Origin of the sequence: Agrobacterium sp. P15N1-A, assembly GCF_044626815.1 — a bacterium.
In the GTDB taxonomy this organism is placed as follows: Bacteria; Pseudomonadota; Alphaproteobacteria; order Rhizobiales; family Rhizobiaceae; genus Agrobacterium; species Agrobacterium leguminum.
On the sequence record NZ_JBIUPF010000003.1, the window covers coordinates 201598 to 214663 of the forward strand.

At 60.0% G+C, this 13066-nt stretch carries 11 protein-coding genes; 5 read left to right on the plus strand and 6 right to left on the minus strand.

Annotation, left to right across the window (positions count from 1 at the left end; all coding sequences use genetic code 11):
* Positions 1 to 31 precede the first annotated feature (31 nt).
* Positions 32 to 1063 carry an ABC transporter permease gene (locus ACIK7D_RS12855; protein ID WP_003524582.1) on the plus strand — a complete coding sequence of 344 codons (1032 nt, stop codon included), beginning with the start codon at positions 32 to 34 and terminating at the stop codon, positions 1061 to 1063.
* 82 nt (positions 1064 to 1145) lie between these two features.
* Here ACIK7D_RS12855 and ACIK7D_RS12860 read toward each other — a convergent pair whose 3' ends face one another.
* Entirely contained in the window at positions 1146 to 1901 is a 756-nt protein-coding gene (locus ACIK7D_RS12860) for a gamma-glutamyl-gamma-aminobutyrate hydrolase family protein (RefSeq protein ID WP_269313470.1), read from the minus strand.
* A 304-nt stretch (positions 1902 to 2205) separates the two neighbouring features.
* Here ACIK7D_RS12860 and ACIK7D_RS12865 point away from each other — a divergent pair, with 304 nt between their 5' ends.
* Positions 2206 to 3303: a TRAP transporter substrate-binding protein gene (locus tag ACIK7D_RS12865; protein WP_003510333.1), complete on the plus strand. Its 1098-nt coding sequence runs from the start codon at positions 2206 to 2208 to the stop codon at positions 3301 to 3303.
* A gap of 384 nt (positions 3304 to 3687) precedes the next feature.
* On the opposite strand, the gene ACIK7D_RS12870 is transcribed toward ACIK7D_RS12865, so the two are convergent.
* Entirely contained in the window at positions 3688 to 5157 is a 1470-nt protein-coding gene (locus tag ACIK7D_RS12870; RefSeq protein WP_127755786.1) for a TRAP transporter large permease subunit, read from the minus strand.
* A gap of 32 nt (positions 5158 to 5189) precedes the next feature.
* Positions 5190 to 5729: a TRAP transporter small permease subunit gene (locus tag ACIK7D_RS12875; RefSeq protein ID WP_080819169.1), complete on the minus strand. Its 540-nt coding sequence runs from the start codon at positions 5727 to 5729 to the stop codon at positions 5190 to 5192.
* 415 nt (positions 5730 to 6144) lie between these two features.
* Here ACIK7D_RS12875 and ACIK7D_RS12880 point away from each other — a divergent pair, with 415 nt between their 5' ends.
* Positions 6145 to 6369, plus strand: a complete 225-nt coding sequence (locus tag ACIK7D_RS12880; RefSeq protein WP_003524572.1) for an aa3-type cytochrome c oxidase subunit IV — start codon at positions 6145 to 6147, stop codon at positions 6367 to 6369.
* Between the two features lie 69 nt (positions 6370 to 6438).
* Positions 6439 to 6972 carry a hypothetical protein gene (locus ACIK7D_RS12885; RefSeq protein WP_400156490.1) on the plus strand — a complete coding sequence of 178 codons (534 nt, stop codon included), beginning with the start codon at positions 6439 to 6441 and terminating at the stop codon, positions 6970 to 6972.
* 16 nt (positions 6973 to 6988) lie between these two features.
* On the opposite strand, the gene ACIK7D_RS12890 is transcribed toward ACIK7D_RS12885, so the two are convergent.
* Positions 6989 to 8242 (minus strand): NAD(P)/FAD-dependent oxidoreductase, encoded by a 1254-nt coding sequence (locus ACIK7D_RS12890; protein ID WP_400156491.1) that lies wholly within the window; start codon positions 8240 to 8242, stop codon positions 6989 to 6991.
* Between the two features lie 318 nt (positions 8243 to 8560).
* Here ACIK7D_RS12890 and ACIK7D_RS12895 point away from each other — a divergent pair, with 318 nt between their 5' ends.
* Positions 8561 to 10297 (plus strand): PAS domain-containing methyl-accepting chemotaxis protein, encoded by a 1737-nt coding sequence (locus ACIK7D_RS12895; RefSeq protein WP_135397261.1) that lies wholly within the window; start codon positions 8561 to 8563, stop codon positions 10295 to 10297.
* Between the two features lie 84 nt (positions 10298 to 10381).
* On the opposite strand, the gene ACIK7D_RS12900 is transcribed toward ACIK7D_RS12895, so the two are convergent.
* Complete coding sequence (locus tag ACIK7D_RS12900; protein ID WP_400156492.1) at positions 10382 to 11698, minus strand: LLM class flavin-dependent oxidoreductase; 1317 nt, start codon at positions 11696 to 11698, stop codon at positions 10382 to 10384.
* Between the two features lie 18 nt (positions 11699 to 11716).
* Complete coding sequence (locus tag ACIK7D_RS12905; RefSeq protein ID WP_400156493.1) at positions 11717 to 13063, minus strand: MmgE/PrpD family protein; 1347 nt, start codon at positions 13061 to 13063, stop codon at positions 11717 to 11719.
* Between the last annotated feature and the right edge of the window lie 3 nt (positions 13064 to 13066).

Below are 13066 nucleotides of genomic sequence, written 5' to 3' on the forward strand. Positions count from 1 at the left end.
GCGCGCCGGGATTTCTCGAGGAGGAATGATTATGAATACGAACGCCGCCGCCAACACAGAGTTGGACGCAAAATCCGGACGCAAGCCGCACCGGCGCATCCCGCCGGAGGCCAATATCTTTTTCGTGCTGATCGGCATCGCGCTGGTTTATGAAATTCTCGGCTGGATTTTCATCGGCCAGAGCTTCCTGATGAACCAGCAGCGCCTGACGATCATGATCCTGCAGGTTTCCGTCATCGGCATCATCGCTGTCGGCGTGACGCAGGTCATCATCACCGGCGGTATCGATCTCTCTTCCGGTTCCGTCGTCGGCCTGACGGCGATGCTGTCCGCCAGCGTGGCGCAATCGTCCACATGGCCGCGGGCGCTTTATCCGGGGTTGACCGATCTGCCCTTCTTCATCCCGCTGGCCGTCGGCATATTGGCTGGCGCCCTTGCGGGCTTCATCAACGGGCAACTCATCGCCCGCACCAAAATTCCGCCCTTCATCGCAACGCTTGGCATGATGGTGACAGCGCGTGGTCTTTCCAAGTGGTATACGAAGGGTCAGCCGATCTCCGGCCTGACGGACGGTTTCAACTTCATCGGCACGGGCATCTGGCCGGTCGTGGTGTTCCTCGTCGTCGCCGTCATCTTCCACGTGGCGCTGCGTTATACCCGCTACGGCAAGTTCACCTACGCCATCGGCGCCAACCAGCAGGCGGCACGCGTGTCCGGTATCAATATCGAGGCGCATCTGATCAAGGTCTATGCCATCGCTGGCCTGCTCGCCGGTCTCGCCGGTGTTGTCACCGCCGCCCGCGCCCAGACGGCGCAGGCCGGAATGGGCGTGATGTATGAACTCGACGCCATTGCCGCAGCCGTCATCGGCGGCACGTCGCTTGCCGGCGGTGCCGGCCGCATCACTGGAACGGTGATCGGCACCATCATCCTCGGCGTGATGACGTCGGGCTTCACCTTCCTCCGGGTGGACGCCTATTACCAGGAAATCGTCAAGGGCCTGATCATCGTGGCCGCGGTCGTTGCCGACGTCTACCGACAGAAGAAACGCGCAAAGCGCTAAATCCTCCTCCCAGACTTGGGGCAGGCCTTCAGGCTTGCCCCTTTTTTGTGTTCCTGTGAGCCGAGGGGGGATCAGCTAAGGTTCATGCCTTGCTGTTCCGATAGTCGTGGACAGCCTTGCCGAAGGCCTCGAACAAAGCGCGCGACGGCGCGTCCGTCTCAGCCCAATATTCCGGATGCCATTGCACGCCGACGGCAAATCCCTTGGCGTCGATGACAGAAACGGCCTCGATAGTGCCGTCCGCCGCCGTCGCCTCCACCTGCAGGCGTGGCGCGGTTTCGGCGATTGCCTGCCGGTGCAGCGAATTGATCTGGATTTCGCCCGACATGCCGAGATGCTGCGCGATGCAGGAGCCTTCGCGCACATGCACCGGCTGGCGAATGGCGAAGGACACGTCGCGGTCGTCATGTTCCGGCTTGCGATGGTCCCATATGCCGGGCTGCTCCTGAATTTCGGACGCAAGCGTGCCGCCCAGCGCGACGTTCAGCTCCTGAATGCCGCGGCAGATGGCCAGCATCGGGATGCCGCGTTCGATGGCGCGGCGGATGAGCGGCAGGCTGGTGGCGTCGCGGGCCTGATCGAACGGGCCGTCACTTTCCTGCGCCTCTTTTCCGTAAAGGGCAGGATGGACATTGGTGGCGGAGCCGGACACGAGCAGACCGTCCACCCGGTCGAGAATGGCGTCTACCTCGTTCCCGTCCTCGAAGGCCGGAACAATGAAGGACATGACACCAGCCACTTTCAGCGCGGCGGAAACATATTGGTTTTGCGCCGCGTGCCAGTCGGCACCGGTGAAATGCCGGATGTCGGCAGGGACGGCGATAATGGGTTTTGGCATGGTGGCTCCGGGACGAATCTTCGAAATTTGTGCGACTGCCGGCTGGCCAAGTCAAGCACGCGTTTTGCGTTCTGACGATCGTTTATGCACCTAAAGTATAAGGCGATGCCGGTATATTTCAGTTGAAAATAAAATACGAAGCAGAGTTTCCAAAAATTCCCGAAAAGGCCGGTTTTTCCGCGATTAATTCTTGGTGCGGGTGCTTGTCAGCCGGGCCGTAACCGTGCTTACTTTGCTCCGATGCCTGAACAGCAACGAGGGGAATTCAAAGCTGCGGGCAGCGTTCATATCTGGGAGGATATAGATGGATCGCCGTTCCTTTATGAAAAAAGGTGCGCTTGCGGGAGCTGCCACGGCAGCGCTGGCCGCGCCCGCCATTGCACAGCAGAATACCAAGATCAACTGGCGCCTGACGTCGTCGTTTCCGAAATCGCTCGACACGATCTATGGCGGCGCGGAAGATATTGCCAAGCATGTCGCCGCCGCAACCGACGGCAATTTCACCATCCAGCCCTTTGCCGCCGGTGAAATCGTGCCCGGCCTGCAGGCAGCCGATGCCGTATCGTCCGGCACGGTGGAAATGTGCCACACCTGCTCCTATTATTACGTCGGCAAGGATCCGACCTTCGCCATCGGCACGGCAATACCTTTCGGCCTCAATGCCCGCCTGACCAATTCATGGTTCTATGAAGGCAACGGCAACAAGCTGCTCAACGAGTTTTACGCCAAGCACAATCTCTACGGCATGATTTCGGGTAATACCGGCGCGCAGATGGGCGGCTGGTTCCGCAAGGAAATCAACACCGTTGACGATTTCAAGGGCGTGAAGATGCGCATCGCTGGTCTTGCCGGCAAGGTGGTGGAAAAGCTCGGCGTGGTGCCGCAGCAGATCGCCGGCGGCGATATCTATCCGGCGCTGGAAAAAGGCACCATCGACGCGGCGGAATGGGTCGGCCCTTATGACGACCACAAGCTCGGTTTCCAGAAGGTGGCGAAATATTACTATTATCCCGCTTTCTGGGAAGGTGGCCCGGTCATCCATTCCTTCGTTAATCTGGACAAGTGGAACAGCCTGCCGAAAAACTACCAGACGGCGCTGCAGGACGCCTGCGCCTTCGCCAACACCAGCATGATGGCGAAATACGACGCGAAAAACCCGATCGCCATCAAGCAGCTCGTCTCTGAAGGTGCGGTGCTCAGGCCGTTCAGCCAGGAAATCCTCGAGGCCTGCTACAAGGCCGCGCTGGAAGTCTATGCCAATATTTCGGCCTCCAATCCGGACTTCAAGAAGATTTACGAAGATCAGGTCGCCTTCAAGCGCGAAGGTTATCTGTGGATGCAGCTTGCGGAATACACGTTCGATACTTTCATGATGATCCAGCAGCGTAACGGCAAGCTCTGATTATTCGGTGACGGCGGACCGAGCAAAGGCCCTGGGGATTTCGGTCTCCGGGGTTTTTGTTGTGGGCGCATGCCTTCACGCATCCGACAACAAAGGATGATTTACGATCAATTCCGTTGTGGGCAAAAGCAGTAGGCTCCGGGACCAGCCGGAGTGTCGGCGAGGATTGGCCACGCCGACCTCGGCAAAGGCCTTGCTCTCAACTGTGGAGGTGATGCGATGTGGAAAACGCTGAGCATTGCATTCGTCATTAGAAAAAACCGGACAGGCTGGTCAGTGACTGTCCGGTTCCATTTCTAAAGAGAATAAACGGAAGGCAGGGGCGCAACCCTGTCTTCCACTCCGCGATCATAAGCTTTTCGCCCAGTCCTTACAAGACGCCGATCAAGGCCCGATCTTCGGTGGCTCGCCAAGATTCGGCATGCCCGGCAATCCACCCGGCTGGCTGAAATTGGGCATGGTGTTGCCGCTCTGATTGCCGAAGGCGGGCACTTCGATCTTGATGGAATTCAGATCGACCTCGGGCGCCTTGTCCAGCCAGTAGGTGACGGATTCCGGCCAGAAGATCACGATGGCGACGAGGATGAGCTGCATGCCGAGCCAGGGAATCGCGCCCATGTAGATGTCCGATGTCTTGACCGTGCGCGGCGCGATGGAGCGCAGGTAGAACAGCGCAAATCCGAAGGGTGGGTGCATGAAGCTCGTCTGCATGTTGATGCAGATCAGCACGCCGAACCAGATCAGGTCGATGCCGAGCGACTGGGCGATCGGCGCGAGCATCGGGATGACGATGAAGGCAATCTCGAAGAAATCGAGGAAGAAGGCGAGGAAGAAGATGAAGATGTTGACGAAGATCAGGAAGCCGATGGGGCCGCCCGGAATGCCCGACAGCATATGCTCGATCCAGAGCGAACCATCCATGCCCTGAAAGACGAGGGAGAAGCAGGTGGCGCCGACCAGAATGAACACCACCATGGAGGTGATATGCATGGTGGAATGCATGCCCTGCTTGATGAGATCCCAGGTGAGGCGGCGGTGCGCGGCGGCCAGCGCCATGGCGCCCACGACCCCGAGCGCACCGGCTTCGGTGGGCGTTGCGAGGCCGAGGAAGATGGTGCCGAGCACGAGGAAGATCAGCACGATGGAGGGGATCATGCCTGCCAGCACGCGGAACACCAGCGCCCGGTTGAGTTCTCCCCGCGCTTCCGGCGGCAGCGCCGGCAGGTCCTTCGGCCGCACGACCGACATGAACAGGATGAAGAGCATGAAGATGGCGACCTGCAGGATCGAGGGGCCGATGGCGCCCAGATACATGTCGCCCACGGATTTGCCGAGCTGGTCGGCAAGCACGATCAACACCAGCGAAGGCGGGATAACCTGCGTGATCGTTCCCGATGCGGCGATGACGCCGGTGGCAAGTCTCGGGTTGTAGCCATATTTCAGCATGATCGGCAGCGAGATGACACCCATGGTGATGACCGAGGCGGCAACCGTGCCGGTAATCGCGCCAAGGATCGCGCCGACGATGATGACGGCGTAAGCGAGGCCGCCGGGAATGGCGCCGAACAGTTTGCCCGTCCCTTCAAGCAGATCCTCCGCAAGCCCGCATCGCTCGAGGATCGCGCCCATGAAGGTGAAGAAGGGGATGGCCAGCAGAAGGTCGTTCGAGACGATGCCGAAGATGCGCAGCGGCAGGGCCTGAAGAAAGGCCGGTGAAAAATGCTCCGTGAAGATGCCGATGACACCGAAAACAAGACCGACGGTGGCGAGCGAGAAAGCAACCGGAAATCCGTAAAGCATGAAGATGATCATGCCGAGGAACATCAGTGGCGGAAGAATACCATATTCGAACATGGGAAATATCCTGAAGGTTCAGATCGGTGCGATCATTGCAGCGGTTTTTCGTACTTCGTATCGAGCGCATAAAGCCCGTTAAGGGCGCCTATGCGCTTGATGAGTTCGGAAAAACCCTGAAGAACCAGAAGGGCGAAACCGGAAAAGATGATGAATTTCACCGGCCAGCGGATGAGGCCGCCGGCATTGGAGGACATTTCGCTCTGATGCCAGGATAGCGTGAACATGGGCCAGGAAAGCCAGGCGAGGTAAAAGCAGCCGGGCAGCAGGAACAGCACGATGCCGATAATGTCCACCCAGATGCGGCTGCGTGCTGAGATCGAGCCGTAGATGATGTCGACGCGCACATGTTCGTTCATGCGCAGCGTGTAGGATGCGCCGATCAGCACGATGAAAGCGAACATGTACCACTGGATTTCCAGCCAGCCGTTCGAACTATAATTGAAGGCATAACGGACCATGGCATTGCCGGCGCTGACGAGGCAGCAGATGAGCACGAGATAACCGGCAACCTTGCCCAGAGCCTCGCTTGCAAGGTCTATCAGCGCACTTAGTTTTAAAAGCGATTTCATAACTTTCCCCTCTTCCCTTTTCGGGCCCTTTGCGGGTTTATGGCGGAGAGCAAAGCCCGGCCCCCCTGCTGCGGCCACACCTCCACGTGCTTCCGCTGCCACAGGTTCCAGAGTTCCTCCCCACAGAATCCCGTGTATGGTCAGGCGGTTCGAAAAGCAACCAAAACCACCATGAAACGGCTTGGCGGACCGCCCTTTTCAACGGTTTGCGAAAGAATGTTGCCCTATGACATGTTTTGCCCGGTTGAGCGGCCGCGATGCATGCCGTTGCCGTACTTTCGCGGAGAACGCATTGCGCTTTTCGGCGACTTCATGTTACCTCTGGCTACGGAGAATCCGGCATGGGCCCGCGATCGTTCGCGGGCAGATTTTCCCGCACAACGGGCATGACGGATGGAGCACAAGGGGAAGCGGAATGAGCGAACACCACACGGGTCCTGTCGAAGTCGGCGCCGAGATGAACTATGCCGAGCACGAAAAGACCTATAACGGTTTTCTGGCCTTGACGAAGTACGGCACCATGATGCTGTGCGTGCTGATGCTGGCCATGGTCGCGGGTTTCTTCACCACCGCCGGCTTCCTTGGTGGCCTGGTCGTCTTCGTCGTGCTGTCGGCTGCGGGTTTCTTTTTGCTGCGCTGAACAATCCCGTTCATGAGCGGTTCCCGTTGCGGGGACCGGGCGATGCCGGATAACCGGAAAGGCCAAGCCATGAAGCGTCTGTTATATTGTCTGTTTCTACTGGTGGCGATAGCGCATCCCGCTTTGCCACGCGATCTCTCACCTGCCGAGCAGGATAGCCTTCGCACGCAGATAGAGCGATTTCAGACGGCTTTGAGCACAAAGGATTTCGATGTCGTCGGCAGGACGGTGCCGCCGAAAGTCTTTGAATTCATCGCAGGCGAAGCGGGTATTACCGTGGAGCAATTGCGTGGCGCTTTGACCGCGCAGATGCAGATGGCGCTCGCGGCGGTCAAAATAACCGAGTTCACCATGGATACGCAGGCGATCAGCCTTGCGCAAACCGCTGATGGAACGCCCTATGCGCTCATTCCGACCAGGACGGTGATGGAAACCGGCGGCCAGACGATCGAGGCGAAATCCCACACGCTGGCGCTGATGGACGGTGCGGACTGGTATTTGCTGCGGGTGAGCGACCAGCAGCAGGTCACGATCCTGCGCAAGGTCTATCCGTCCTTCGCCGAGGTGGTGTTTCCCAACGGTTCCATGCAGCCGGTGAAATAGCTCCGTCTTCCTGAACTCAGGAAAAACGTCCCGGACGGAAAGGATCGGCCGAGATTTCCGTCTCCTCGCCGCTGGCAAGTTGCGTCACCAGACGGGCGGTTGCTGCTGATTGTGTCAGTCCCAGATGGCCATGGCCGAAGGCATAGATGACGGACGGCGTGGCGCGTGCCGTGCCGATGACGGGAAGACAGTCCGGCATGGACGGGCGGAACCCCATCCATTGTTTTCCACCTTCCAGTTTGAGCCCGGGCAGGAAACGTCCTGCTTTCTTCAGCATGGCTTCCGCACGGCGGAAATTCGGCTTCAATTCCAGCCCGCCGAGTTCGACCGCGCCGCCAATGCGGATGCCCGTCGATAGCGGAGTGACGACGAAGCCATGGTCGTTGAAATAAAGCTGGCGCGTCAGGTTGAAAGCCTCGGGGGAAAGCGTGGTGTTGTAACCACGTTCGGTTTCCAGCGGTACGATGTTGCCAAGCGTCGCGGCAAGTTTTCTCGACCAGGCGCCGCAGGCGATCACCACTTTGTCGGCATCGATCTTGTCGCCATTTTCCAGCGTCACGATCGTACTTTCGCCGACGGCGTCGATGCGTTCGGCCTCGCCTTTGCGCAGGCTGGCGCCGCGGGCGATTACCAGATCGAAAATGGCGCGGGTGAAATCGTAAGGGTCGGAGACCTGCAGGCCATCCGGCGAAAACATGGCATGGCGGAACTGGGGCGCAAGACCCGGCTGCAGTTCCTCGATTTCGGGGCGGCCGACGCGCTGAAAGTTGAAACCGGCGCTTTCCTTTTCGTCCCAGTCCCTGCGGGCAGCATTGAGACTTGCCTCGCTGTCATAAAGATCGAGCGTGCCGATTTTCGAAACGAGATGCGAAAGTTCCGGCATCGCCGCAACATGGGCCATTTCCATGGCAGCCAGCCGGTTGATGTCGGTGAGTGACTTCAGCCCATGGCGAAAGTTGCGCTCGGCGCTCGCGCGCCAGAAACGCCACAGCCAGGGTGCGATCTTCGCCGCATAGGCGGGCGGCACACTGAGCGGGCCGAGCGGATCGAACAGCCAGCGCGGCGCTTTTTTCATGATGCCGGGAGCCGGAATGGGGATGATTTCAGGGAAGGCCAGAATGCCGGCATTGCCGGAACTCGCGCCCCGGGCAACCTCGCCGCGCTCCAGCAGCACCACCTCGCGTCCGGCATTCTGCAGATAAAGCGCCGCCATGGAACCGATAATGCCGGTGCCGATCACCAGCACATCGCATTTCAGGGTTTTGGTCATCGGCGCTCCTGCAACACAAATCTTTCAACCCCGCATAACAATGAATGCTGCCCCGATGAAAGGCCGTATCGTGTTGCCGGCGCAGAAATATCAGCACTGTGGCAAATAAGCGGTCCGAAATAGACAAGGCGAATATATTCGCGATGAAGCATACCGGCAGTCGATTGAGGCTCCGGATCAATAGTTATAGTTCATTATTAATCGCTATTTAACGGTGTCCGGCTAGTTTCGCGTGCAGGCGGGCCGACCGTTTTTCATCTCTATATTTCGAGGGTGGAACAGGTCTGCATATGGATTACTGTTTGGGGGTTCAAAAAGATGTCTCACTTTTCCAAATTCGGTCTGGACGCTTCCGCCGTGCTTGATGCACTGAGCCGCTCACAGGCCATCATCGAGTTCGATCTGACCGGCAAGATTTTGAAAGCGAACGATAATTTCTGCAAGGCCGTCGGCTATCAGCAATCCGAAATCGTTGGGCGTACCCACAGCATGTTCCTGTCTCCCGAAGATGCGGCCTCGCCCGAATACAAGAGCTTCTGGGCGAAGCTGTCGCGTGGCGAATACGATCAGGGCCAGTATCGACGTCGGGCCAAGAATGGCGACGAAATCTGGATCGAAGCTTCCTACAATCCGGTGTTCCGTTTCGGTAAACCCTACAAGGTGGTCAAGATTGCAACCGACATCACCTCGATCAAGCGCAAGAGCGCCGAGGATGACGGGAAACTGGCGGCGCTCTCCCGCGCGCAGGCCATGATCGAATTTACGCCCGACGGGAAAATCCTCAGCGCCAACGAAAATTTCCTCGCGACGCTCGGTTACACGGCGGAAGACATCATCGGCAAACATCATTCGATGTTCTGCGAACCGGCCTATGCCCAGTCTGAGGACTATCGGGATTTCTGGAAGGAACTCGGAAAGGGCCACTTCTCGACGGGGCAGTTCATGCGCCTTGGCAAGGATGGAAAACGCGTCTTCATTCAGGCCTCCTATAATCCGATCATCGATGATCGGGGCCGCGTCTTCAAGGTGGTCAAATTCGCTTTCGATGTGACGGACCGGATGCATGCGGTCGAGGAGCTTGGTGCTGCGCTCGAGCGGCTTTCTCAATGCAACATCCGTATTACGCTCGACAAACCCTTCGTCGGCGAGTTCGAGCGGCTGCGTTGCGATTTCAATAAATCCATCGCTGAATTCCAGAAGACGCTGGAAAACGTTCTCGGCCAGACCGGAGACCTGACCCGCAGCAGCCAGGAAGTCAGCGAAGCCTCCGTCAATCTCGCCGAACGTTCGCGTGAGCAGGCGGTGGCGCTCGAGGAGACTTCGGCAGCACTCGAAGAAATCACCGCGACGGTCCGTTCGTCGACAGAAAACATGAAAGAGACGCGCAAGCTCGTTCAGAGCGCGCGGACATCCACCGTGGCCTCCACCGAGGTCGTGGAGCGGACGGTCGACGCCATGCAGCGTATCGAGACCGCCTCGCGGGAAATCAGCCAGATCATCGGTGTGATCGACGAAATCGCCTTCCAGACAAACCTGCTGGCGCTGAATGCCGGCGTGGAAGCCGCGCGTGCGGGCGAAGCGGGCAAGGGTTTTGCCGTCGTGGCGCAGGAAGTGCGGGAGCTGGCGCAGCGTTCCGCCAATGCCGCGAAGGAAATCAAGGCGCTGATCAACAATTCCGGCACCGAGGTTCTGGAAGGCGTCAGGCTGGTGGGCGAAACCGGCGAAGCGCTGAAGCAGATCGACGCGCTGGTCAGGCACATTGACGGCAATGTCGACATGATCGCCAAGGCGGCGGACGAGCAGGCCGTCGGCATCAGCGAGATCAACAAGGCGGTCAACCGGCTAGACCGGATGACGCAGGAGAATGCGGCGATGAGCGCCCGCACCACGGTCATCAGCACGACGCTGGCGCAGGGTGCGGATGCGCTGGCGCAGCTTGTCAGCCTGTTCAAGCTGAACCGCCGTACGGTGCAGCGGGAAGACGGATCGTCCACCCGCTCGGATACTCCGAATACGGCCCGGCGCGACCAGACGTCGGCACGGGCGGCCGCGTAAAGTAGCGGGCTCAGGCCCGCTTCAGCTTGAGAATGAGATTTGGTGGATGCGGATGCCTTTGAACGGGCATCCGCATGGCTTTTTTCACCGCAGCGCCGGCCTTGCGATACCGAGATGGTCGCGCAGTGTCGAGCCCTCGTAGTCCTTGCGGAACAGGCCGCGCTCCTGCAGGAGCGGAACGACCTCGCGATTGAATTCCTCCAGCCCGCCGGGGAAGAAGGGCGGCATGACGTTGAAACCGTCGGCCGCGCCGTTTTCGAACCATTCCTGCATCCGGTCCGCCACATCCTTGGCCGTGCCCATGACGATATGGTGGCCGCGGCCGGCGGCGACGCGCAGCGCCAGCTCCCGGATCGTCAGCTTTTCGCGGCGCGCCAGTTCGGTCAGAAGTTCGGCGCGGCTGCGCAGCTGGTCGGAAATCGGCAGGTCCGGCAGCGGGCCGTCGAGATCGTAATCAGTGAGGCTGTGGCCGATGCGTTCTTCAAGCAGCGGCATGGCGCTCTTGATATCGGTCCAGCGGTTCAGTTCCTTCAGTTTTTCGCCGGCCTCTTCGAAACTCCTGCCGATGATCGGCATGAAGCCGGGCATCACGGCGACACTGGCCGGATCGCGGCCGAACTTCTCCACGCGCGCCTTGAGGCTGGTATAGAAGGCCTGCGCTTCGGAAATCGCCTGCTGGGCGGTGAAGACGATATCGGCGGTGCGGGCGGCGAGATCCTGCCCCGGCCCGGAAGAGCCGGCCTGGATGAGAACCGGGTGGCCCTGCGGCGAGCGCGGAATATTGAGCGGGCCCTTGACCGTGAAATATTTGCCTTCGTGGTTGAGGATATGGACCTTTGCGGGGTCGACATAGCGGCCCGCCTGCTTGTCCTTGACGAAGGCATCGTCATCCCAGCTGTCCCAAAGGCCGCGAACGACATTCACATATTCTTCCGCCACCGCATAACGTTCGTCATGCTCGGGATGATCCTTGGAAAAATTCGCCGCCGTGCGGGCATAGGATGTGGTGACGATATTCCACGCCGCGCGGCCGTGGCTCAGATGATCGATGGAAGCGAAGGCGCGGGCGGTGTGGTAGGGCTCGCCATAGGTGGTGGAGGCGGTGGCGGCCAGCCCGATCTTGTCGGTGACCATGGCCAGTGCGGCAAGCAGGGTCAACGGCTCGAAACGGGCGATCATCGAGGGGTGGGCGTCGACGCCGCTGGTCAGGCCATCGGCGAGGAATACCATGTCGAATTTCGCCGCTTCGGCCATTTTCGTAACACGGGTGAGCAGATCGAAATTTTCGCTGCCGGCCTCCGCATCGGGGTGACGCCAGCCGGAAACGTGGTGCCCGGCGCCCTGCAGGAAGAGGCCAAGATGCATCTGTCTTTTGCGTGTCGTGGTGGTCATGGTGATCATGCCTTCATGTCGGTCGAGTTATATTTTCGATACCAGAAGCGTTTCGAGCTTCCTGAGGTCGGCTGCGGTTTTCATGGACCGCACCAGTGCCGGAATGCCGGCGAACTTCTCATTGCCGCCGGTCGCGTCGGCAAATTTTTCGGTCGGGTCATCGATGCCAGGAAGGCCGTCGACACGGCGCGACAGCACCGTACCGTCCTTCTTCGTCACATCGATGACCACGAACCGGGTGGTCGGATCGGGCGAGAGGCGGCGGGCGGTCTCGTCATGCCGGCGTAAGACTTTGGCGGAAAGGGCAAGCAGGTCGGCGCGCGTCGGACGTTCGTCGAAATGGCCGATGCCGAGCGCCCCATCCGCAAGCGCTGCGGCAAAGACGTATTCGGCGCTGAAGCGCGCATCGATGCCGGTCGTGGGCGTGGCCGGTCCAACGAGGGCGGCATCGCCGCCGGGCGGGAAGGTGATGGTGACCGCCTCGACCTCATCCGGTGTCAGACCACTGCTGTTGCGCAGCGCCAGCGCGCCGACGGCAACGGGATGGCTGGCGGTGCAGCAGGGAAAGGCCTTGAGGGTGAGGCCGGGCGAGACGATCTGCCAGGGTGCGCCCCAGCCGGAGAGAACGCGTTTCGGCTGCTCGGCGCCGAAGGCGAAGGCGGAATAAAAGCCGATGGGGTTTTCCAGAAAATCCGGCGCGCCCTGAAAGCCCGATCGCGCCAGCCGCGCGGCGGTAAGGCCGGCGCGCGTGGCGAGCCCGGCATGCAGCGGCTTGGCGTCATAGCCGAATTGCAGGCGAAGCCCTGCCGATTGCGTGGCGGCGAGGCCGAGCGCAACGGCCGTAGTCTGCGGATCGAATTTCAGGAGATGGGCAATTGCCGCCGCGGCACCGATGGGGCCGAGGGTGGCGGTGGCGTGGAAGCCGTTTTCGTAGTGCCTGGTGCCGAGCGAGAGGCCGAGACGCGCCATGGTTTCCAGCCCAACGATATAGGCGGCGACGAAGGCGTCCGCCGTGGAGCCCTCTTCGACCGCGATAGCCAGCAAAGCGGGAATGATGGCGACGGTCGGGTGGCCGCGCACGCTGCCGTGGACATCGTCATAATCAAGCACATGCCCGGCGTGACCGTTGATGAGGGCGGCGGTGAAGGCATCCGTGCGCAGATCATGGCCGATAATGCCCGCCGTGCCTGATGTGCCGGGTGTAAAGCTGTCGATCAGGATTTTTGTGCTTCTGTCGGCAGCGCCGCCCAGCACGCAGGCGAAAAAATCGATCAGCGCCGGGCGGGCGATGGCCACCGCCTCCTCGTCGCGCAGGGGATCGGAGGCGGCAATCGCTTCGGCAAGATGCAGGGTGAGCTTTTCATCGGCGGTCATGGC